The sequence below is a fragment of the Methylococcus sp. EFPC2 genome (assembly GCF_016925495.1).
GTDB lineage: Bacteria > Pseudomonadota > Gammaproteobacteria > Methylococcales > Methylococcaceae > EFPC2.
In genome coordinates, this window is record NZ_CP070491.1 from 2651071 (window position 1) to 2675011 (window position 23941).

The following is a 23941-nucleotide window of genomic DNA, read 5'->3' on the forward strand; positions in this document are numbered from 1 at the left end:
CCGAGCAGGAAGCGTCCGAAAACGATTAACGCTTGGAGAACTGCGGGCGTCTTCTCGCCTTGTGCAGACCGACCTTCTTACGTTCCACTTCGCGAGCGTCGCGGGTGACGTAGCCGGCCTTGCGCAGCGCGGGACGCAGGGTCTCGTCGAGGTCGATCAGGGCGCGGGTCAAACCATGGCGTATCGCGCCAGCCTGACCGGACGGGCCACCGCCAACGACCTTGACGTTCACGTCGATCTTGTCGCCCAACTCCAGGGTTTCGAGCGGCTGACGCACGATCATGCGGTCCGTCTTTCTGCCGAAGTAATCGTCGAGCGCCTTGTTGTTGACGGTGATGAGACCCGTGCCGGACTTGGCGTAAACCCGTGCAATCGCACTCTTGCGACGACCGGTTCCGTAATTCTGAGCTTGTGCCATGGTTGACCTGACTTAACTGTTTAGATTTCCAACAACTTCGGCTGTTGTGCCTGATGACCGTGCTCGGCGCCAGCGTAGATCTTCAACTTCTTGAACATCGCGCGACCCAGCGGATTCTTCGGCAGCATGCCCTTCACGGCGGTCTGGATGATGCGTTCCGGGTGAGTCTGGCGCAGCTTGCCGAGAGCAACCGACTTCATGTTACCGATATAGCCGGTGTGCTTGTAATAAATCTTGTCTTTTTCCTTGTTTCCCGTCACATGCACTTTTTCTGCATTGATGACGATGATGTAATCGCCGGTATCAACATGCGGCGTATACTCCGCTTTGTGCTTGCCGCGCAGACGGCGCGCAATCTCGGTGGAGAGTCGACCGAGCGTCTTGCCATCGGCATCGATGACATACCAGTCGCGTTTTACTTCGGCCGGCTTCGCGCTAAAGGTTTTCATGCTGCTCGAGCTCCAAAATTTGGCTTTCTTCTATAAAGCGGCGCATATTACCTGAGGCTATCGCTCAAGACAAGCCCGAACATGACCTTCCGACTAAGCCCAGCGGCGATGTCGAATGCGAGGCCCATGATATCACGAGTGCGCATCCTCATCCTGCAACCTTGGCCGCGCGGAACGTGGCGTAGCGCTGCCATAGTCCTCGGGAAAAGCCTTTCAGGTCGTCCAGGTAGGTGTAAGCGACCGGTATGACCAGCAAACTCAACACCGTGGAAGTTACCAGGCCGCCGATGACGGCGATGGCCATGGGGCTGCGGAAGGACAGGTCGGCCGTGCCGGTCCCCACGGCGATCGGCAGCATGCCGGCGCCCATGGCGATCGTGGTCATGACGATGGGCCGGGCGCGCTTGCGACAGGCATCGAGCAGCGCCTCGGTGCGGCTCATGCCATGGTCGCGCCGCGCCACGATGGCGTATTCGACCAGCAGGATGGAATTCTTGGTGGCGATACCCATGAGCATGACTAGCCCGATGAGGGAGGGCATGGAAAACGCCTTGCCGGTCAACAGCAACGCCACGAAGCCGCCGCCGAACGACAGGGGCAAGGCAACCAGGATGGTGACGGGCTGGATGAAGTCCTTGAACAGCAGCACCAGCACGATGAAGATGCACAGCGCACCGGTCAGCATGGCGAGGCCGAAGTTGGCGAACAACTCGCCCATCATCTCGGCGTCGCCGATGTTGATCTGCTTAACACCCGCCGGCAGGTTTCGGATGCTGGACAGATTTTGCACCGCGCGCGCCACGTCGCCCAGTGGCAAGTCGGAGAGCTCGATTTCGAAATTGATGTTGCGCGACCGATCGTAGCGGTCGATGACGGCCGGTCCGCTGGAAAGCTCCAGCCGCGCGACCTGCCCCACCATCACCGCGCCTCCCTTGCCCGAGGGCACGGCCAGACGCTCCAGCACCGACAGGTCGCGCCGTCCGTCCGAGGCCAGGCGGACCACCACGGGCACTTGGCGCTGGGCCAGGTTGAGCTTGGGCAGGGAGATGTCGTAATCCCCCACCGTCGCGATGCGTAGCGTTTCTCCGATGGCGGCGGTGGTCACGCCCAGATCGGCGGCGCGGGCGAAATCGGGCCGCACGGCGATCTCGGGGCGGACCAGGGCGGCGCTGGAAGCAATGCTGCCCAAACCGGGTATGGTCCTCAAGTCCTTTTCCACCGCGCGGGCGGCCGTCGCGAGGGACTTGGGATCTTCGCCGCTCAGCACCAGGATGTATTTTTCGCCCGAACCGCCCAATCCGACCTTGGTCCGCACACCCGGCAGAGATTGCAGAGCCCGGCGGATGTCCTGCTCGATAACCTGCTTACGCACCGGCCGATCCTGGCGGTTGGCGAGCACTATCGTCAGCGTGGCCTTGCGCACCTCGCCGCCGGATTGCGGAGCCATGGGGTCGCTGCCGGCGCTGCCGCCACCTATCGTTGTGTAGACGCTCTTGACGTAGGACACTCCGGCCACCCGTGCGCGGGCGGCCTCCGCCGCCGCCCGCGTTTGGGCCAGGGTCGCGCCCGGCGGCAATTCGACGAAGACCTGGGTCTGCGGATTGTCGTCCGGCGGGACGAAACCGGTGGGCAGCAGCGGTATCAAGAACAGCGAGCCGACGAAAAACCCCGTCGCGCCGGCGACCGTGATCAGCCGGTGCCTCAGGCACCAGGCCGCCAGCCGCATGTAGGCGCGCATGCCCCAACCTTCGCGCGCTTCGGAGCGCCCGGTATTTTTCAGCATATAGGCCGCCATCATGGGCGTGAGCATGCGAGCGACCACCAGCGAAGCGAGTACGGCCAGGGCGGCGGTCCAGCCGAACTGGATGAAAAAACGTCCGGCTACGCCGCTCATGAAAGCCGTGGGCAGAAATACCGCGACCAGCGCGAAAGTCGTTGCGATCACCGCCAGGCCGATTTCGTCGGCCGCCTCCATCGCCGCCTGGTAGGGCGTCTTGCCCATGTGCAGGTGGCGCATGATGTTTTCCACCTCCACGATGGCGTCGTCCACCAGGATGCCGACCACCAGGGACAAGGCGAGCAAACTCACCACATTGAGACTGAATCCGAAATAATGCATGCCCAAAAACGCCGGGATGGCGGACAGAGGCAGGGCCACGGCCGATATGAAGGTGGCTCTAACATCCTTCAGGAACAGCCAGACGACCAGCACGGCCAGCAAGGCGCCTTCGTACAGCAGGCTCATGGACCCCTGGAACTCCTCTTCCACGGGCGTCACGAAATTGAAGGCCTCGGTGAACGTCAGGTCCGGATGGGCGGCGCGCAAGTCGGCGAGCGCTTTCTGCACTCCGGCACCGACCTCCACTTCCCCCGCGCCGCGGCTGCGGGTGATTTCGAAGCCCACCACCGGTTTGCCGTCGAGCAGAGCCAAAGAACGCGGTTCGGCGACCGTGTCGCTGACCGTGGCCACTTGCTCCAGGCGGATATGCCGCCCGTCGGAAAGGGACAGCTCCAAGGGCCTCAATTCCTCCACCGAGGACGCGTTGGCCAGCGTGCGCACCGGCTGCTCGCCGCTGCCCAGATCGGTGCGACCTCCGGCGCTTTCCCTTTGCACCTGCCGCAACTGGCGTGAAATGTCGGCGGCCGTCGCTCCGAGGGCCTGCAGCTTGACGGGATCCAGGGCGATGGTGATTTCCCGGCTGACCCCGCCCACCCGGTTCACCGCGCCGACGCCCTTCACGGCGAGCATCCGCCGGGTCACGGTGTCGTCCACCAGCCAGGACAGGGCCTCATCGTCGCGCTGAGCGGAGCTGACCGTATAGGCCAGCACGGGCGAGCGGGCCAGATCCAGCTTGGTGACGATGGGATCGCGCAACTCCGCCGGCAGATCGGCGCGTACCCTGGAGACGGCCGAGCGCACGTCGTCCACTGCTTCCTGCACCGGTTTTTCCAGACGGAACTCCACCGTCAGGGTGACGCTGCCGTCCTGTATCTTGGTGCCGACATGCTTGAGTCCCTGCAGCGTGGCGATGGCATTTTCGATCTTGCGCGCCACATCCGTTTCCAACTGGGGCGGCGAGGCGCCCGGCAGGCTGCAAGTGACCGTGACGGTGGGGAGATCCAGATCGGGGAAGTTCTGGATCAGCATGGACTTGAAACTCATCAGTCCTCCCAGGGTCAGGGCCACGAACAGCATCACGGCCGGGACGGGATTGCGGATGCACCAGGCCGAAACGTTCATTTCGCGACCACCTGAACGCTATCGCCGTCGCCCAGGAAGGAAGCCCCGCTGGCCACCAGGCGATCCTGCGGATCGAGCCCGGAAACTATTTCCACCCGATCGCCGGCTCGGCGGCCCAGTTGCACCTTGACCAAGGCGACCTTGGCCACATCGCCGCTGGCCTCCCCCACGCGGAACACATAGCTGAAGCCTTCGCGCAGACTCAAAGCCTCCTGCGGCACCGTGAGGGCCGGGCTGCTACCGAGTTGAAACTCGCCGCGGGCGAACATCCCCGGCCGCAGGCCGGCCTGCCCGGCTTGCGGGAGGTCGACGTAAACCAGCGCGTTGCGGTTCTGCGCGTCCAGGACCGGCCCCACCGCACGCACCGTGCCGGACACCGTGGAGGCACCGGCCACCGCGACGGTGACATCGAGACCGGGCTTGATCTTGAGCAATTCGTCGGCGGTCACCTCGGCCCGCCATTCGAGGCGGTTCTGGCGGATCAGGCGGAACAGCTCCTGGCCTTCCGAGGGGACCGCACCCAGGGTGGCGTTGCGGGCGGAAATCACGCCATCGTCGCCGGCCACGACCTTGGTATGCCGCAGCCTCAGCAATTGAATGTCGAGCTGGGCCTGGGCCGACTGCACCCTCGCCTCGGCGGTTTTCTCGCCGGTCAGGTACTGACCCACCTGCTGCGCGCTCATGGCGCCGGACTTGATCACCCGGCGGGCGCGTTCGGCATTGGCGCGGGCTTCCGCCAAATTGGCGTCCGCCTCGGCCAGGATGGCGCGGGCCTGCGCAACGTCGGCGGCCACGCGGGAATCGTCGAGGAGCGCCAAGACCTGCCCCTTCTTCACCACATCGCCCACCTGGGCACGGATATCCGCCAGGCGCAAGCCGCTGACCTCGGCGCCCATCACGGCCTCCTGCCAGGCGGCGATCGAGCCGTTGGCCGACAAGGCGATGGGAATTTCCTGTCGCTCGGGCCGGGTGAGCGTCACACTCAAGGCCGGTCGGGTTTGCGGGGCGGAGACCGTCGCGGACGAGCGGCCGCCGGGAGCCAGCACTATGCCGAGGCCCACGAGCAGGACGACCGCCGCGATTGCGGCGCCCAATTTTCCTTTAATCACCGGCTTCCTCCTGGAAGTTCGTATCAACGATGGGGCTCAAGAGCCCGGCAACGGGGACTGCTGGGCGCTCAGCCGCCTATGCTCGGCTTCGCCTTCGATCATGGAAACGGCGTAAGCCGCCAGGCGGTCGGCCAGCGCGTCGACGGCCTTGGGGGTCGCCAGCAGTTGGGGCGCGATGGCGGAGACGACTTCCTGGCCCACATAGAAATGCACCGCCATACCGATGATGGCGAAGGCCAGCCTGTGAATGTCCGCGTCGACGCGCGACAGCTCCAAATGCCTTTTCAGTGCGGAGACCAGGGCATCGTGCTGGGGCTTGATTCCGGTGTCGATTTCCTCGCGCCACACTCCGGTCGGCTCGGCCATTTCCCGGAAGTGCAGCTTCATGACCCAGCGCAACTCTTCGCCCCTTTTCAAGGGTTCCAGGAAATCGCGAAACATGCGGTTCAAGGCGGCCGGCAGGGGCAGTCCGTCGTAGGCATCGATGCTGACGTGGCAGGGCTTGTCTCCCATGGGCTCGGTGAATGCCGCGCGATAGAGACCGGCCTTGTCACCGAAGTAGTAGCGTATGGCGGACACGTTGGCTCCCGCCCGCTCACAGATCTCCCGCGTGGTCGCCCCTTCGTAACCCTTCTCGGCGAACAGCCGCAAGGCCGCGAGCACCAGCCGGCTGCGCGCGTCGCCGTTTTCCACCACGCCCTCCTCAGCCCTGGCCATGCCGCCTCATGAAACCGATCTCCGGACGCATTGAATCAAACGATTGACTGGAATGATGTTAATCAAACGTTTGAGTGTCAAGCGCGAGCGATCAAAACGGGCGCGAGCGCGCCGCCCTCGCCGGCTTCCGCGACATCATCCGACGGCCGAAACTCGGGCACCAATGCGCGCAGCCGCGATTCGATCAGCGCCTCGTCGAACGTCGCGCAGCCGGATTCGAGTTGTTCCAGCACCGGGCGGAACTCCCACGGCTTCAGCGGACGCGCCTGCGCGAGCAGCAACTTGGCGATCCCGGTCGGCGTCAGCGGCTCCTCGTCATGGAACAACTCCTCGTACAGCTTCTCGCCGGGACGCAAACCGATGTATTCGATCCGGATGTCCACGCCCGGCCGCTTGCCGCTGAGCCGTATCATTTGCTCGGCGAGATAGCTCACCTTGACCGGCTCCCCCATGTCCAGCACGAAAACCTCCCCTCCCCGCCCCACAGCGCCGGCCTGCAGGATGAGCTGGCAGGCTTCGGGTATGGTCATGAAATAGCGGGTGATGTCCGGGTGCGTGACGGTCAAGGGTCCGCCCGCCCGGATCTGGGCGCGGAACAAAGGCACCACGCTGCCGGCGGAGTCCAGCACGTTGCCGAAGCGCACGGTGACGAAGCGCGTGGCGCCGGCTCCGACCAGGCTCTGCACCACCATTTCGGCGGCCCGCTTGGTCGCGCCCATGACATTGGTCGGATTGACCGCCTTGTCGGTGGAAATCAGCACGAAGCTTCCGACGCCGACGGCCACCGCGGCCTCGGCGACGGTACGCGTGCCCGCCACGTTGTTGAGCACGGCGGCCCGCGCCTGCTGTTGGAGCAAGGGCACGTGTTTGTAGGCGGCGGCATGGAAGATGACATCCGGCCGGTATTGCGCGAGCGTGTGTTCCACCACCGCCCGGTCCGTCACGTCGCCCAGCAAGGGGACGAAAGCGAGGTCCGGATTCAACCTACGCAGGTCGCCTTCGATCTGATAGAGGTTGAATTCGCAGCGCTCGAAAACTATCAGCTCCGACACCGGGAAACGGGCGATCTCGCGACAAAGCTGCGAGCCTATCGAGCCGCCGCCACCGGTGACCAGCACCCGCCTGCCGCGCAGACGATCCGCGACGGCCCGGTGGTCCAGGCTGACCGGCGCCCGGCCCAGCAGGTCTTCGATGGAGACGTCGCGCAGGCTGTGGGGCAGCCCGCCGGCGAGCAGTTCGTGCACGGAAGGCAAGGTCAGGAAAGGAGCTTCGGCGGTTTCGCAGATTTCCACGATGCGGCGCATGTGCTTCTCGTCCGCCGACGGGGTGGCGATCAAGACGGTTTCTATCTCCAGGCTGCGGACGAGCTGGGGGATGCGCTCGCAGCCGCCGCGCACGCGCAGGCCGTGTATCTCGCGTCCTTTCTTGCGCGCATCGTCGTCGACGAAGGCCACCGGCAGAAACTCGGCGTTGCGCTCCCGCCGCAGGTCGCGCACCAGCATCTCGCCGGCACAGCCGGCGCCTACGACCAGGGCCCGCTTGCCGCTCCCGGACAATCGGCCGCGGTCCTTGTACATGCGATAAGCGATGCGCGGACCGCACAACAACATCAACAGCAAGACGGCATAGAGCGGTAATACCGAGCGCGGCACGCCTTCCAGGCGGTTGTAGAGAAATGCCGTCACGCCCGCGGCCAGGGCGCCCAAGGACACCGACTTGCCGATGAGCACCAGGTCGGGCAGCGAGGCGAAGCGCCAAACGCCCCGGTAAAGGCCGAACAAACGGAACAATCCGCCCTGCAGAACCAAGACCACGGGCAACCAGGACAAGGCGGAACGGAGGTAGGAGGCCGGTATTACGCTCAGGTTGAAGCGCAGCCAGTAGGCCCCGATCCAGGCCAGGGCAACCATGATCAAATCGTGCGTGAAGATGACGGTGCGTGATCGCAGCCGTGGGAATCGTTCCATAAAAACTCGAATCCGGATTAGATAGCCCGCCCGGCCTTCAAGCGCCAGGCGAGAACGAGCAGGGGCAGCCAGGCTGCAAGCAGGCAGATCGGTGCCGCGAGCGGCCAGCGCGCACCCCCCCAGGCCAGAGGTGCCAGCCAGATCAGGTTGAGGCCCGTCACAGCGAGGGTGACCCGCCGGTGGCCCCAGCGCGCGGCGGCATGCTGGTAGGCATGGCTGCGATGAGCCTCCCACCAGCGCTCGCGAGCCAGCACGCGGCGGAAGAGCGTCAAACTGGCGTCGATCAGAAACACGCCCCCCAGTATCAGCCACGGAAGAAATCCGGTCGCGCCGGACACCGCCGACATCAGCGCGAATACGCCCAGCGCGTAACCGAGAAAACCGCTGCCCACATCGCCCATGAAGATTTTCGCCGGCGGCCAGTTCCAGATCAGAAAACCGGCGGTGGAGGCGGCGAAAACGGCATAAATCGGTGCTTGCCCGCCGACCGGAGCCAGCAGCGCGGCGGCGGCGGCGATGACGATCGCCTCGGCCCCGGCGAGGCCGTCGATGCCATCCATGAAATTGAACAGATTGATCATCCAGACCACCCCAAGCGTCGCCAAAACCACACCGATCCAGCCAGGCAGCGGGGCGAACACCTGTGACAAGGACTCCGTGCCGCCGAGCCAGGAGAGCGCCCAAACGGCGGCCAGCCCGTGCGCCAACAGGCGCCAGCGGGCCGCGACATGGCCGTGATCGTCCCAGAAACCGACTCCGGCCACCAGCAGCCCTCCGCCCAGCAAGGCCACCAACTCGTCGCCGACCAGCTTGCCGGATGTCCACAAGCCCAGCAGGGCGGCGGCGAAAGCCAGGACGAAACCCACCCCGCCGCCGCGTGGTGTGGGTACGGCGTGGGAGCTTCGACCATTGGGCGTGTCCAGCAGGTGAGCCAGGGCGTAGCGCCGCACCCGACTGGTGACGAACCAGGCCAGGCCGGCGGACGCGGCCAGCAAGGCACCGGCAGACAGATAAGCCATGCTCTTCCCTCAAAAAGCCGGGTATTATCCCTTCAGAACGCGATGCGGTAAAAACCCGTAGCGGACAAGTGTATTTTCACGTCGTTGTATCCCGGCTTCACCGGCGACACCTCGGCCGTACGATAAGGCCCGACCGCCGAAGTCGCCGTTTCCAGACGCAGGGTCTTCCATTCCGGTGAAAACAACTGCAGCGAAGGTTCCTGGTTGGCAGCCGGCTTCCAGCGGGGCGCGAAGGGGCGGGCCAGGGGCTCGCCGATGAACACGCCTTCGCCCGGCCAGGCCACGCTTTTCCAATACGCTTCGATCAAGGGCTCGCCTTCGGCATAACGCCACATCAGCACCCCGGGATGTGGAAATTTGGTCACGTGGTTGCAGGGTTCGACCACCGCGCCATAACTGCCGGTCGCGCCGGCCTCCAGCCAGCGCAGGCTGCTCATCTGCTTGGTGTCGGTGAGTGCCCCGCCCACTGAAGTCAAATGATCGGCCACGGCCCCCGGCAAAAAGCGCAGACTGGGCAAATCGGGCACCTTGGCCAGCCCGGTGAAATAAAAAAGCACGTCTTTCTTGCCCTTGATGGAATCGGCGTCCAGCCGTTCCAGATGAAAAGCGTCCCCCAATGCCTTGACGGTCTCCGGAAAGAAAATGCTGCGTACGCTACGGTGCTTGTCCGAGGTGTTCAGCAAATACCCCACGCCTGCCGGATAGCTGTAGTCGGACGCCACGCCGCGTTCGATGAGTTGCTTGACGTCCTGGAAAGTCTGGCCGGCCAGGAGCATGGCGGGGCGTATCTTGAGATCGGTCCAGGGCGCATGACTGGCCGAGTTGAAGTAGCCCGAAGGTTTGGTGGCGCCGCATTGTTTCGAGCAATAGGCCGGATCGAAGCCCAATGCAACCGCCGAGGTGACGGACATGCAGTCGACCCGGTAGGGCCGCGTCCACGCGAGGGCGTAAGCCTGCACGCGGGCGGGGGTAAGGCGGTCGAGTTCCGCCTTGAATTCGGCGAAGCGCTCGCGCGCCAGCACCGACTGATTGGGCGGCAGATGGACGCGGATCAGGTTTTCCTCGGGTATGCCGCGCCGTGCCCGGTAATAATCGCCGACGCGCACGCTGAGCGGATCGTCGAGGTTGACCACCACCGCCAATTCGCTCGCCTCCAGCCCGGCCTTGGGCAGTTCGGGCAAACCCTCGCCGGCCTGAGCCCGCACCTCACTTCCGATCAGCCACAGCAGGCCGACCGCTATCGCCCCATACCTCGTCATCATCACTCGCATCACCGTCATTTCGAAATTCCCAGCACATAATAGGCCAAGCCGGGACGTGGTGTTTTTGCCCAGACGCTTGGTTCAAAACAACCGCCACGCCGACCCAACGGCCCTCAGCAGGCTTCAGCCTCACTAAAAAAATCTTCAATATCAACAAACTGCGCGCGATTTAATACATGGCACGATATGTGTCTCGACTACCCAGGTATCACTCACCGCGGCGTAAAACCATGAGCAATTCCACCCTCGGCACTCCAGTCCCCCGCACCGGCCTGGCCGGCTTACGCGAAAACTGGCGCAGCGACGTCATGTCGGGCTTCCTCGTATTCCTGATCGCATTGCCCTTGTGTCTCGGCATCGCGATGGCCTCCGGCTTTCCGCCGATGGCGGGCATCATCTCGGCCATCATCGGCGGCCTGCTCGTCTCGCGCTTCAACGGCTCCTTCGTCACCATCAATGGCCCGGCCGCCGGCTTGATCGTGGTCATCCTCGATTCCGTTCAGGAACTGGGGCAAGGCAATTCCATGGCCGGCTACCGCTACACCCTGGCCGCCATCGTTGTCGCCAGCCTGCTACAAACCCTGATGGGCTTTTTGAAAGCGGGCAAGCTGAGCGCCTTTTTCCCCTCGTCCGTGGTCCACGGCATGCTGGCCGCGATCGGCATCATCATCATGTCCAAGCAGATCCACACCCTGCTGGGGGTGAAACCGGACGCGGAGACCTTGTTCCAGACCATAGGCGCGATTCCCCGCAGCTTCGTGGATCTGAACCCGGAAGTGGCGATCATCGGCTTCATCAGTCTGGCGTTGATGGTAGGCTGGGGATTCCTGAAAAACGGCTACCTCAGGATGATACCGGCGCCGCTGCTGGTGGTGCTGACCGGGCTCGCGCTGGGTCAATATTTCGACCTGGAACACGAGCATGTCTACCTGTTCCTACCCAACGACCCGGTTCTGCCGCACCACGAATTCACGATAGGGCCCCGGTTTCTGGTGGCCATCCCGGAGCATTTCCTGTCGGGCTTCGCATTTCCCGATTTCGACCTGATCGGCACCTTCGCTTTTTGGCAGCAGGTCGTCGCCATCTGCCTGGTCGGCAGCCTGGAAAGCCTGATCAGCGCCGCGGCGGTGGACAAGCTCGATCCGCACAAGCGCTATTCCGATTTGAATCGCGACCTGACCGCCGTCGGCCTGGGCAACACCCTGGCCGGCCTGGTCGGCGGCCTGCCCATGATCGCGGAAATCGTGCGCTCCTCGGCCAACATCAACAACGGCGCCAAGACCGGCTGGTCCAATTTCTTCCACGGCGCGTTCCTGCTGATCTTCGTCGCGCTGTTCCCGCACCTGATCCACGAAATTCCGCTGGCTTCGCTAGCCGCCCTGCTGGTCTACACCGGTTTCCGGCTGGCGTCTCCCAAGGAATTCATGAAGACCCTGGCGATCGGCTACGAACAATTAATCGTGTTCGTCATCACCATCATCGGTGTGATCGCCACCGACCTGCTGGTCGGCGTCGCGATCGGCATGGCGACCGAGTTTCTGGTCCATCTGCTGCGCAGCGTCGACTGGAAACAGGTGCTCAGGCTTTATTTCAAGGTGGAGGAAATCGAGCCCGGCGAGTTCCACATCCGCGTGGACGGCGCCGCTTTCTTCGCCAACTTCCTGTCGCTGAAAAGCGAACTCGCCGCCCTGCCCGAGCGCAAGAAACTGGTATTCGACCTGTCCGAGGCGGAAACCATAGATCACACGGTGATGGAGTTCATCCACCATTACTGCGAAGATTACGAACGGCGAGGGGGTAGCTGCCGGATCCAGGGCCTGCACAGGCATACGGCTACCTCGGACCACCCGTTGGCCGCCCGGCGGCGTGTGCACGGCCGACTGGCCTCGTCGGCACAGTGATGTTGCCGGACTGTTCGCAACCGGACAGAGCCTCCGTCAGCCGGCCGCACGGGCGGCCGGCTACGCTGTCCCAGGTCCCGCCGGACATGACGTTCACCCGCGTGCGTTCGCCGGAGCAGGCGTGTCCTCTTAGCCCCCTGAGCCGTCTGGGGCACAGGACGTAGGCTCGATATTTGCTCCTCGTATAGCAGCCCCTAGACCGGGATGTCCCCGCCTGATGAAGCGCCTGCGGGGCGGCTACCCACCCCGATCGACGTACCGGGAATGCGGCGCGGCCAGGGGAATGAGCGCAACGGCTGCGCGATCTGACCGGCCCGCACGGACGACACGGGCGCAAACACACCGAATCTTCCTCGTTCGCCTTCGAGCGCGACTTAACCTTAAAGCTGCCAGCCTTATGTCTTTGATCCTGCAACGCCGCGCCTACGGAGGCGTATTATTCCTGCTGACCTTTCTCGCGATTGCCGCGCTCACCCGACTGGCATTGTCAGCCCGCGCGGTTTTCGAAAGCGGCCTCGAGCCGGCCTTGCTGCCCAAGGCGTTCTTCATCGGACTGCTTTACGACACCCTCACCGCGTGTTATTTCGCCCTGCCCTTTACCCTGTATTGGCTCGTCGTCCCTGACCGCATCTACCTGCATCGCTGGCATAAACCCGTAATCTATGCCGGTCATATCGCGGCATTGTTCATCCTGCTGTTCACCGCGGCGGCGGAATGGGTCTTCTGGGACGAGTTCGGCACGCGCTTCAACTTCATCGCGGTCGACTACCTCGTTTATACCCACGAAGTCATCGGCAATATCCAGGAATCCTATCCCTTGCCGGCGATATTCGCCGCCCTGTTCGCCCTCACCCTGCTGGTGTTTTTCGCGCTCAAGGGCCCCATAGACCGGAGCCTGAGGAACACCAGCACGCTGGGGCGTCGGGCACCGGCCGCCGCCATCTTCCTGCTGATCCCGGCCGTCGGGATCGTCGCGGTCGACGGCTCGGGAGCCCAGATCGGCGACAACCGCTACGCCAACGAGTTAGCGGGCAACGGCATCTACGATTTCTTCGCCGCCTTCCGCAACAATCAGCTCGATTACCCGAGTTTCTACCGCACCGTCGACTCGACGGAAGCGCTGGACCGACTGAAAGGCCTGCTGGCGGAAAAACACGCCCGTTTCGTCGGCCAGGAAAACGAGGACATACGCCGGGATATCGTCGCTCAAGGTCCGGAAAAACGCTTGAACGTGGTGTTGATCACCGTGGAGAGCCTCAGCGCGTCCTATCTGGGCAGCTTCGGCAACCCGGGCAATCTGACCCCCAACCTGGACAAGCTGGCGCAGGAAAGCCTGCTGTTCACCAACCTCTACGCCACCGGCACCCGCACGGTGCGCGGACTGGAGGCGTTGACCCTGTCCTTGCCGCCGACCCCCGGTCAGTCCATCGTCAAGCGCCCGAACAACGGCAACCTGTTTTCCACCGGCTTCATCTTCCGCGAAAAGGGCTACGACACCCGCTTCATCTACGGCGGATTCGGCTATTTCGACAACATGAACGAATTCTTCGCCGGCAACGGCTTCGACATCGTCGACCGCGCCAGCATGGACAAGGACGAAATCCATTTCGCCAACGTCTGGGGCATCGCCGACGAAGACCTCTTCGCGAAAACCCTCAAGGAAATGGACGCCTCCTACGCCCGCGGCAAACCGTCCTTCAACATGTTGATGACCACCTCCAACCACCGGCCGTACACCTATCCGGAAGGGCGCATCGACATCCCCTCGCATACCGGCAAATTCGGCGGGGTGAAATACACGGACTACGCCATCGGCCAATTCATCGAACAGGCGCGCAGCAAACCCTGGTTCGACGACACCGTCTTCGTGATCGTCGCCGACCACTGCGCCAGCAGCGCGGGCAAGACCAAGCTGCCGGTGGACAAATACCAAATTCCTCTGATCGTCTACAGCCCCAAGCATATTCAACCGGGCCGGGTGACTCAGCTGGCCAGCCAGATCGATGTCCCACCCACCCTGCTGGGCCTGCTGAACTTCAGCTATCAGACCAAGTTTTACGGCCACGACATCCTGCAATCCGACGACAGCCAGGCGCGGGCCTTCATCAGCAACTACCAGGAACTGGGCCTGCTGAAAAACGGCAAGCTGACGGTCCTGAGCCCCAAGGAGAATAGCGAAACCTTGGCTGTCGACGCCGGCTCCCGGGAAAGCACCCTTACCACGCCCGATCCCGGTCTGCTACAAGAAGCGATCACTTACTACCAGACCGCCAGCGACTTGTATAACCATCATCACTATGGCCGGCTGAACTGACCCGTAGGCCGCAATACGCCCCATGCGACTCGGCGCAGCGCCCCATCAGACACTGCTGGACCGCCCGGCCCGCCTGCGGGGCATGGCCCTGCTGGCCCTGCTGCTGTCGGTGCTGTTCATATTGGGCTGGATGATCTGGCGAAATCTGGAGCGGCTGGACACCATCCACGCCTATGTGGGCTATTCCCACCGCATACAAAACGCCGGGCTCGATCTGCAGCAGGCGCTGATGGATCAGATAGCGAGCGGACGCCCGCTCAAAGCCGAAAGGTTGCGGGAGATCGCCAAGAAAATCCGCGACCTGGCCGGTGAAGAAGCCCATCTATCCCCCGACACCCCGGAGCACCTCCGGCAAGTGAACGACGCCCTCAGCCGCGCCGGCGGTCTCGCACCGCTGCCTGAGGAAACCGAGCTGTTCCAGGCCCTGCGCGCCATGAACCAGATCCTGAACAGCGAGACGGACCAGCGCGAAACGGTACTCGAAGGCATCAATCGCAACACCCTGGGCGAATTGGAACTGGCTACCGCGACGCTGGCCGGGATACTGCTTCTGGCCTGGGTTTTCCTGCGCCGGCGTATACTCGCGCCCTTGCACGACCTGCGCCGCTTGCTGCTGAACCTGGCCGACGAGGATTATTCCCCGATCGAAACGGAAGGCCTGGACCCCTTGCTGCTGCCGGTGTTCAACAGTTACAACGTGATGGTGAAGAATCTGGGCGAGCTGGAGGAAACCAAACGCCGTTACGCGGAATCGTTGGAGGCCGAAGTGCGCTCGGCCACCCGCGCCCTGCTGGAGCAGCAACGCAGCCTGGCGCGCGCGGAGAAGCTGGCCGCCGTAGGCGAGCTGGCCGCCAGCCTGGCGCACGAATTGCGCAATCCGCTGGCGGGCATCCAGATGAGCTGCGCCAACCTGCGCAGCGAGATCGGCGACCCGGATCAGGCCGAACGGCTGGATCTGATCGGTGAGGAGTTGAAACGCATGACCCGCCTGCTCAACGAATTGCTGGCCCAGGGCCGGCAGGTCCCCACGCCGCCCAGCGAATTCCAGCTCGCCCCCCTGGTGCGCGAACTGCTCGCCCTTACCCGCTACCAGCTGCCCCCGCAGATCGCGCTCGATTACGACATACCCGATGACCTGGCCTGCTTCCTGCCCGAATCCAACCTGCGCCAGGCCTTGCTCAATCTGGTGCTCAACGCGGCCCAGGCCCTGGACGGCGCGAGCGGCCACATTCGCCTTTCGGCACGCATCGAGGACGGCACCCTGAGCATCGAGGTGTACGACGACGGTCCCGGCTTCGGCGACCAGATACTGACCCTCGGCATCCGGCCCTTCGGCACGGGGCGGGCCAGCGGCACCGGGCTGGGACTGGCGATGGTCCAGCGCTTCGCGCGCGAACTGGGCGGCCAGCTGCGGCTGGCCAACCACTTGCCGCACGGCGCCTGCGTATCCCTCACCCTGCCCGCGGGAAAACCCTCATGAGCGCCAGCAGCCTGTTGATCATCGAAGACGAATCCCTGCTGGGAGCGGAAATCAGCCGCCACTACCGCAAGAAAGGATATGAGGTCGAATGGGCCGAGAACCTGGCCCGGGCGCGTGAAATCCTGCTGACGCAGCGCTGGGAACCGCTGCTGATCCTCTCCGACATGAATCTGCCGGACGGCAATGCCCTGGACTTCATGGAAGACATCAAGCCCAAGCAAACCGCCCATGCCGAATGGATCTTTCTGACCGGCTACGGCAACGTGCCCGACTCAGTACGCGCACTCCGCCTGGGCGCCTACGAGTTCCTGGAAAAACCCTGCAACCTGGAACAACTCGATCTGGCCGTCGCCAGCGCCACGCGCGGTGCCATGGCCCAGCGCCGGCTGATCGAGCAGACCCAGCAGCGCCACCGGCGCTACCTGCCGGATGCCTATGTGGGCAGCAGCGCCGCCGCGCAAAACGTGCGCAACATGCTGGAGAAGCTGACCCAGGTTCCGTTCAGCGCCTTGGTCATCGGCGGGGAAACCGGCACCGGCAAGGGACTGGTCACCCGCATCCTCCACTATGCCGGCGCGCGCGCGCAAAATCCCCTGATCGAACTAAATTGCGCCGCGCTGCCGCGCGAACTGCTGGAATCGGAGTTGTTCGGCCACGAAGCCGGCGCCTTCACCGGCGCCAGCGGGCGCCACCGCGGCCTGATCGAGCAGGCCGACGGCGGCACGCTGTTTCTGGACGAAATCGGCGAGATGTCGCCGGACCTGCAGGCCAAACTGCTTAAGGCCATCGAAGACCGCAAATTCCGCCGGCTGGGCGGCGAGCGCGAGATCGCGGTGGACGTGCAAATCGTCGCCGCCAGCCACCGCAACCTCGAACAAATGGTGCGCGAGGGGGAGTTCCGCGGCGATCTTTTCCACCGCCTCAGCGTATTCCGCCTCACCCTGCCACCGCTGCGCGAATCGCGGGAAGATCTGGACGAACTGGTGCCCTTGTTCGTGGCCGAATTCAACGCCAAATCCGGCAAACGCGTCCGGACCATACCGGCGGACGCCTGGGCACAACTGCGCGCCCACGACTGGCCGGGCAACGTGCGGGAACTGCGCAACGTCATCGAGCGCTGCGTGCTGTTTTCCGACGGACCGGATCTTCCCGCCGCGTGGCTGCAACTTCCGGGCAAATCCCCTGCCCAGCCACAAACCGTTTCGGAAGACAGCCTGCTCATACCCCTGGACGGCAGCATGAACCTCGACGACATGGACCGTTACATCATCGAAACCGCGCTGCAACGCATGAACTACAACATCGTCGCCACCGCCCGGGCGCTGGGCACCACGCGCGAAACCCTGCGCTACCGTATCCGCAAATACGGCATACCGGTCGAAGGGCGCGAACGCTGAGCGCGGCGGCCGCTCCCCTCCGGGGGCCAAGCCGAGCTGGCGCCTATTGGCCGCCCCTACGCCGATATAGCCGCAGCATGGGCAGGATGCCACTAGCGAACAGCCAGACGGACGGCGCCAAGGGCGTCGGGATGGCATCGGCGGAAGCCCGATTGAAAACCCCGTCTTCGCCAATCAAGGCCGCGGCGACGGGACTCGGCGCCGACAACGCGAACAAGGCCAGCGTGGAGACTGCGGTCAATTGTCCGCCGCCGGTCAAGGCGTAGGCGCTTCCACCCAGATAGGCATTGAGCGCGTTGTTGACGTCGTAGTAAATGTCGAAGGCGGAATTGATGTTGGCCAATTGGCTGATGCCCCCACCTAACTCCAACGCGCCCACGTACAAAGCCGCGCCGTTGACTGCATTGCCGTCCTTCAGATTGAGTACGGCGCCGGTGTCCAGCTTCAGGCCTCCCCAGGCAAAATTGTCGGTGTAGCCGCTTTCCACCGCCCCCAGGTCTACCCCGGCCAACAGAAAATCGTGATTGCCGTATGCCGAAAACTCGAGAATGCCGTCCAAGGTATTCCAAGCCAGTTTTTGCGTACTCTGCACATTGAAGTCGTCCTGGACCACGATCCGCGTGTTTGCAGCGGCGGCGATATAGCCTGACCCGCCGACCGTGACGGAGCCGACTTGAACGCTGCCGGATTCCAGGGCCAATTCGCCATTTTGCTGGAAGGCGGCAGTCGTGATGAATTGACCGCCCGAGACTTTTATCGACCCGGCGTTGGTCAGTTGGCCGGAGAACTGCAACACACCGGTCTGTACGTCCACCGTGCCGGTGTTCGTGAAGCTGGTGGCGATGTTGGTGTTGTCGTTGGTGGTGCTGCCGCTCTTGCGCAGCGTGCCGGCGTTGCTGAAGCTGGCGCCGCTGCCGTTGTCCGCCGTGCCGTTGTTGCTGGCATACACCTGATAGGCATTGTTGCCCTGGATCTCGAAGCTCGCCCCCGCCGCATTGACCAGCGTGCCGCTGCCCGTGGTGCCGCTGTCGTTGAGGTTGATATAGCCCGACGTCCAGCTCAGCGTGCCTTCGTTCTTCAGGGTACGGCCAGCGTCCAGGCCGATGCTGCCGGTAATCGTGGTCGTGCCTTTCAGCGCGGTCGTCGACGCGCCACTTTGGCTGCCACCGCTGAGCGCCGCTGCACCGCTGACCGTGAGATTCGCGCCTTTCAGCGTGCCGCTGCTTTGCGTGTAGCTACCGCTGGCCGCAAGCGTCTGCGCCGCCCCCAGGTCCAGGGTGCCGCCGCTGAGCCCAACTTCACCGGCCAGACTGTTGCCCGCATTGGCCAGGCTCACCGTACCGCCGTTGATACGCAAGCTGCCGCCGCTGGCCAGGGCGACGCTGCCGCCGACCGTGTGCGTACCGCCGTTCAGCAACAGTTCCGCGCCGTCGGCAATCGTGAGACTACCGCCCAGGGTGCTGTTGCCGGAGAACTGCAACACACCGGTCTGTACGTCCACCGTGCCGGTGTTCGTGAAGCTGGTGGCGATGTTGGTGTTGTCGTTGGTGGTGCTGCCGCTCTTGCGCAGCGTGCCGGCGTTGCTGAAGCTGGCGCCGCTGCCGTTGTCCGCCGTGCCGTTGTTGCTGGCATACACCTGATAGGCATTGTTGCCCTGGATCTCGAAGCTCGCCCCCGCCGCATTGACCAGCGTGCCGCTGCCCGTGGTGCCGCTGTCGTTGAGGTTGATATAGCCCGACGTCCAGCTCAGCGTGCCTTCGTTCTTCAGGGTACGGCCGGCGTCCAGGCCGATGCTGCCAGCGATGGTGGTCGCGCCTTTCAGCGCGGTCGTCGCAGCCCCGCTCTGGCTGCCACCGCTGAGCGCCGCTGCACCGCTGACCGTGAGGTTGGCGCCTTTCAGCGTGCCGCTGCTTTGCGTGTAGCTACCGCTGACTGCAAGCGTCTGGGCCGCCCCCAGATCCAGGGTGCCGCCGCTGAGCGCAACTTCACCGGCCAAGCTGTTGCCCGCATTGGCCAGGCTCACCGTGCCACCGGTGACGCGCAGGCTACCGCCGCTGGCCAGGGCGACGCTGCCGCCGACCGTGTGCGTACCGCCGTTCAGCAGCAGTTCCGCACCGTCGGCAATCGTGAGGCTGCCGCCCAGGGTGCTGTTGCCGGAGAACTGCAACACGCCGGTCTGTACATCCACCGTGCCGGTGTTCGTGAAGCTGGTGGCGATGTTGGTGTTGTCGTTGGTGGTGCTGCCGCTCTTGCGCAGCGTGCCGGCGTTGCTGAAGCTGGCGCCGCTGCCGTTGTCCGCCGTACCGTTGTTGCTGGCGTACACCTGATAGGCGTTGTTGCCCTGGATCTCGAAGCTCGCCCCCGCCGCATTGACCAGCGTGCCGCTGCCCGTGGCGCCGCTGTCGTTGAGGTTGATATAGCCCGACGTCCAGCTCAGCGTGCCTTCGTTCTTCAGGGTACGGCCGGCGTCCAGGCCGATGCTGCCAGCGATGGTGGTCGCGCCTTTCAGCGTCGTCGTCGACGCGCCACTTTGGCTGCCACCGCTCAAGTTGGCAGTTCCCGCCACCGTGAGATTCGCGCCTTTGATCAAACCACCTGTCTGGCTAAAGCTGCCAGTGCCGCCCAAGGTCTGCGCCGCCGCTAAATCCAGGGTCCCGCCGGCCAGGTGCAGCGTGCCTCCGTTGCTGACACTCAGACTACCGCCCAGTGTATGCGTGCCGCCGTTCAGCAGCAGTTCCGCGCCGTCGGCAATCGTGAGACTACCGCCCAGGGTGCTGTTGCCGGAGAACTGCAACACACCGGTCTGTACGTCCACCGTGCCGGTGTTCGTGAAGCTGGTGGCGATGTTGGTGTTGTCGTTGGTGGTGCTGCCGCTCTTGCGCAGCGTGCCGGCGTTGCTGAAGCTGGCGCCGCTGCCGTTGTCCGCCGTGCCGTTGTTGCTGGCATACACCTGATAGGCATTGTTGCCCTGGATCTCGAAGCTCGCCCCCGCCGCATTGACCAGCGTGCCGCTGCCCGTGGTGCCGCTGTCGTTGAGGTTGATATAGCCCGACGTCCAGCTCAGCGTGCCTTCGTTCTTCAGGGTACGGCCAGCGTCCAGGCCGATGCTGCCGGTAATCGTGGTCGTGCCTTTCAGCGCGGTCGTCGACGCGCCACTTTGGCTGCCACCGCTGAGCGCCGCTGCACCGCTGACCGTGAGATTCGCGCCTTTCAGCGTGCCGCTGCTTTGCGTGTAGCTACCGCTGGCCGCAAGCGTCTGCGCCGCCCCCAGGTCCAGGGTGCCGCCGCTGAGCCCAACTTCACCGGCCAGACTGTTGCCCGCATTGGCCAGGCTCACCGTACCGCCGTTGATACGCAAGCTGCCGCCGCTGGCCAGGGCGACGCTGCCGCCGACCGTGTGCGTACCGCCGTTCAGCAACAGTTCCGCGCCGTCGGCAATCGTGAGACTACCGCCCAGGGTGCTGTTGCCGGAGAACTGCAACACACCGGTCTGTACGTCCACCGTGCCGGTGTTCGTGAAGCTGGTGGCGATGTTGGTGTTGTCGTTGGTGGTGCTGCCGCTCTTGCGCAGCGTGCCGGCGTTGCTGAAGCTGGCGCCGCTGCCGTTGTCCGCCGTGCCGTTGTTGCTGGCATACACCTGATAGGCATTGTTGCCCTGGATCTCGAAGCTCGCCCCCGCCGCATTGACCAGCGTGCCGCTGCCCGTGGTGCCGCTGTCGTTGAGGTTGATATAGCCCGACGTCCAGCTCAGCGTGCCTTCGTTCTTCAGGGTACGGCCGGCGTCCAGGCCGATGCTGCCAGCGATGGTGGTCGCGCCTTTCAGCGTCGTCGTCGACGCGCCACTTTGGCTGCCACCGCTCAAGTTGGCAATTCCCGCCACCGTGAGATTCGCGCCTTTGATCAAACCACCTGTCTGGTTAAAGCTGCCGGTGCCGCCTATCGTCTGCTCGGCCACCACGTTCAAGGTCCCGCTGCTCAGCCGCAAATTGCCTTCCACGGTATTGGCCGTGCTGTTGAGGTTATGGGTTCCGCCGGCCAACTCGAGGTTACCGCCGGCCTGGACCTGCAACACCCCGGTCTGATTGCTGCCATTGCGCAGGTAAAACGTTCCTTCCGCCGCATCCAGCGTCCCGGTGTTGTTCACCACCACATCGACATAAGTGGCTCCGGAACCCGTCTTGCGGAACAAACCCGCATTGTCGATGCGCGCGTTGAGGCCATCGTCTCCGGCCAGCGCAGAATTTCGGTTGCTGGAATACAACTGGTACCCCTGAGCCTCGAACAAGGCCCCGGCATCGTTCTGTATCCGTGCCGCACCCAAGCGGTTCTTCGTTTGAGCAGTGTCCGGGTCGTAGTAGCTCGCATTCAGGTCTATGGATCCGCTGTCCCAAAGCAACAAGTCGCGACCGCGCACCACTTGCCCGCCGTCGAATCCGGCGGACCGCACGGTTACCGTGCCGTACGCCTGGATGGATCCGCTACCGGTCACGGTGCCGCCGCTGAGCAGTGCCGAGCCGGCGACCACCAACTCGCCGTTGTTCAACAGCGTGCCGGAGGTCTGGTTATAGAAACCGACGCCGACGGACTGGCTGCCCGAATCCAACAGCCCGTTGGATGCGACCGAAACCGACTCGCCCAAACTGGTCACAGCCCCGGTTAGATGCAGGCTTCCGCCGCTCACGGTCGTGCCGCCGGACACCTCGACGGCTCCGGCTGCCGTCGTCTTGCCCCCGTAGATTTCCAGATTCGCGCTACTCAACTGCGTCGTCGCGTCCAGGCTATGCGCCGCGCCCGACCCGCCGAAGGCCAGGATACCGGCACCCGTAAGCGTGGCGCCGGTATGCGTGGACGACGAATCCAGCCGCAAGCGGCCGGAAGCGACGTCCAAGGTTCCGGTATTCTCCAGCTTGACCGAAATCGTCGTGTCGTCGGTCGCCACGCTGTCCAACTTGCGTATCAAACCGGCATTGGTCAGGACTGCGGATGCCCCGTTGTCGGCGGTACCCCGATTGGTCGAAACCAGGGAGTTCGGGTTATTGCCCTGTATCAACAAGGAAGCACCCGCGGTGTTGACCAGACTGCCGCTGCCGGCGAAGGCATCGCCGTTCAGGTTGAAGGTGCCAGCTGTCCAGGTCAGCGTGCCTTCGTTGCGCAGCACGCGGCCGGCATCCAGGCCGAAGCTGCCGTTGACGAGCGAGTTGCCTTTCAAGCTGGTCGTGGAAGCACCCGATTGGATACCGCCGCCGAGCTCCGCACCACCGGAGATGGTCAAGGCCGCGCCTTTCACCGTACCACCGCTTTGCACGAAAGTACCGGCTCCGCTTACAGTCTGCGCGGTCGTCAAGTTAACGGTTCCGCCATTGACGCGGAGAAAACCGTCCACCGTCGTACTGGTATTACTCAGCGTATGCGTGCCCCCGTTCAGCCCCAGCTCCGCTCCGGAAGCGACGGTAACCACACCGGCTTGGTTGCTGTTACCGGAAAGCTGCAGGATGCCGGACTGCACGTCCACCGTGCCGGTATTGTTGAACTGCGTGGATATCGTGGTCACGTCGGACACGGTGCTGTCCGCCTTGATCAGCGTGCCGGCATTGCTGAACGCTGCCGACGCACCGCTGTCGGCGGCACCGTAGTTATTGGCATATACGGTCGCTGGGTTGTTGCCTTCTATCCGCCAGGTCGCCCCGGCCGCATTGACCAGGCTGCCGCTGCCGGCGAAGGCATCCGCATTCAGGTTGATCGACCCGCCGGTCCAACTGGCGGTACCTAGGTTGGTTAAGATCCGCCCCGCATCCAAGCCGAAGCTGCCTGTGACGGCCAAACCGCCATTCGCCAGCAGATTGCCGCTGCCCGTGAGCAAACCGCCACTCAGCGTGCTTGCGCCACTGACGGTGACGGCGCCGCTACCCCCCAGTGTGCCTCCGGTTTGATCGACGCTTTGCAAGGTCGACGCCCCGTTCAGGTTCAGCCGCCCCCCTGCAATTTGGGTATTGGCCGAATTCGTATAGCTGCCGGAAACGGTTAGCGTGCCTCCGGTAAAAGACAGCACTTCCTGACTATTAATGGTGGTGACGGCATCCGTGCCGGAGCGATGAGTGATGCTGAGCAAGCCCGGCTGGTTCAGCGTCAACGTATCGGCACCCGCGGGAAGTGCAGGATTCGAGCTCCAATTGCCTGCCACGTCCCAAAACCCGTTCACCTTGCTCTGCCAAGTCAGCGCCGCGGCCTCGCCGTATTGCACCGGCACCACAGTAGCCGAAATTACCAAAGGCAGTTTGATCCAGGTGCTCAGTGTATTCTCCATCGCCATTCTCCAAGATAGGGCTTGAAACTTTTCCGGGTTAAACGAAGTGCAGCGCTGCCATTTCTATGATTGCTGGACCTATGAGCCCGGCGGCCGAACACTTGCCCAAAGCCGGACCGGGTTTTTGAATTCAAATAGGAGCGATATTAATCGCCCTGGGCGAATGAATTCGCCTCTACCGGATTTTCGGTCAAACTCCCTGGTCGGAGGAATATTCATCCAGTCCCGAGCTTTGCGCATACACTTACCCTCTCGGGGTGGAAACTCAAAGGTATTCCATCAAAAAAGAATGACATCAGGCAGCCGCCAATCACATCTATCCTCAGCATTAGCGGTAGGCCGCATATCCGTCCGTCGCGTGAA

At 63.6% G+C, this 23941-nt stretch carries 13 protein-coding genes; 4 read left to right on the forward strand and 9 right to left on the reverse strand.

Annotated elements, in window-relative coordinates:
* Positions 1 to 25 precede the first annotated feature (25 nt).
* The 8 genes from rpsI to JWZ97_RS11305 all read right to left on the reverse strand — a co-directional run bounded on the left by rpsI (position 26) and on the right by JWZ97_RS11305 (position 10200).
* Complete coding sequence (gene rpsI, locus JWZ97_RS11270) at positions 26 to 418, reverse strand: 30S ribosomal protein S9 (RefSeq protein ID WP_205429051.1); 393 nt, start codon at positions 416 to 418, stop codon at positions 26 to 28.
* 20 nt (positions 419 to 438) lie between these two features.
* On the reverse strand, positions 439 to 867 hold the full coding sequence (gene rplM, locus JWZ97_RS11275) for a 50S ribosomal protein L13 (protein WP_205429053.1): 429 nt from the start codon (positions 865 to 867) through the stop codon (positions 439 to 441).
* A gap of 148 nt (positions 868 to 1015) precedes the next feature.
* Positions 1016 to 4108 carry an efflux RND transporter permease subunit gene (locus tag JWZ97_RS11280; RefSeq protein WP_205429055.1) on the reverse strand — a complete coding sequence of 1031 codons (3093 nt, stop codon included), beginning with the start codon at positions 4106 to 4108 and terminating at the stop codon, positions 1016 to 1018.
* The gene (locus JWZ97_RS11285; RefSeq protein WP_205429057.1) at positions 4105 to 5217 is read right to left on the reverse strand and encodes an efflux RND transporter periplasmic adaptor subunit; all 1113 of its coding nucleotides are present in this window, start codon (positions 5215 to 5217) and stop codon (positions 4105 to 4107) included. Before JWZ97_RS11285 ends, JWZ97_RS11280 begins: the two co-directional genes overlap by 4 nt.
* A 36-nt stretch (positions 5218 to 5253) precedes the next feature.
* Positions 5254 to 5934: a CerR family C-terminal domain-containing protein gene (locus JWZ97_RS11290; RefSeq protein WP_205429059.1), complete on the reverse strand. Its 681-nt coding sequence runs from the start codon at positions 5932 to 5934 to the stop codon at positions 5254 to 5256.
* Between the two features lie 77 nt (positions 5935 to 6011).
* Positions 6012 to 7901, reverse strand: coding sequence for a nucleoside-diphosphate sugar epimerase/dehydratase (locus tag JWZ97_RS11295; RefSeq protein WP_205429061.1), 1890 nt, complete (start codon positions 7899 to 7901; stop codon positions 6012 to 6014).
* 17 nt (positions 7902 to 7918) lie between these two features.
* Positions 7919 to 8920, reverse strand: a complete 1002-nt coding sequence (locus JWZ97_RS11300; protein ID WP_205429062.1) for a glycosyltransferase family 4 protein — start codon at positions 8918 to 8920, stop codon at positions 7919 to 7921.
* Between the two features lie 32 nt (positions 8921 to 8952).
* Entirely contained in the window at positions 8953 to 10200 is a 1248-nt protein-coding gene (locus tag JWZ97_RS11305; protein WP_205429064.1) for a TIGR03790 family protein, read from the reverse strand.
* A 212-nt stretch (positions 10201 to 10412) separates the two neighbouring features.
* Between JWZ97_RS11305 and JWZ97_RS11310 the strand changes: the two genes are divergently transcribed.
* The 4 genes from JWZ97_RS11310 (at position 10413) to JWZ97_RS11325 (ending at position 17274) form a co-directional block, all read left to right on the forward strand.
* On the forward strand, positions 10413 to 12083 hold the full coding sequence (locus JWZ97_RS11310; protein WP_205429066.1) for a SulP family inorganic anion transporter: 1671 nt from the start codon (positions 10413 to 10415) through the stop codon (positions 12081 to 12083).
* 397 nt (positions 12084 to 12480) lie between these two features.
* Complete coding sequence (locus tag JWZ97_RS11315; RefSeq protein WP_205429068.1) at positions 12481 to 14397, forward strand: LTA synthase family protein; 1917 nt, start codon at positions 12481 to 12483, stop codon at positions 14395 to 14397.
* A 22-nt stretch (positions 14398 to 14419) separates the two neighbouring features.
* Positions 14420 to 15877: a sensor histidine kinase gene (locus JWZ97_RS11320; protein WP_205429070.1), complete on the forward strand. Its 1458-nt coding sequence runs from the start codon at positions 14420 to 14422 to the stop codon at positions 15875 to 15877.
* Entirely contained in the window at positions 15874 to 17274 is a 1401-nt protein-coding gene (locus tag JWZ97_RS11325) for a sigma-54 dependent transcriptional regulator (RefSeq protein WP_205429072.1), read from the forward strand. Before JWZ97_RS11320 ends, JWZ97_RS11325 begins: the two co-directional genes overlap by 4 nt.
* 43 nt (positions 17275 to 17317) lie before the next feature.
* Here JWZ97_RS11325 and JWZ97_RS11330 read toward each other — a convergent pair whose 3' ends face one another.
* Positions 17318 to 23578 carry a hypothetical protein gene (locus tag JWZ97_RS11330; protein ID WP_205429074.1) on the reverse strand — a complete coding sequence of 2087 codons (6261 nt, stop codon included), beginning with the start codon at positions 23576 to 23578 and terminating at the stop codon, positions 17318 to 17320.
* Between the last annotated feature and the right edge of the window lie 363 nt (positions 23579 to 23941).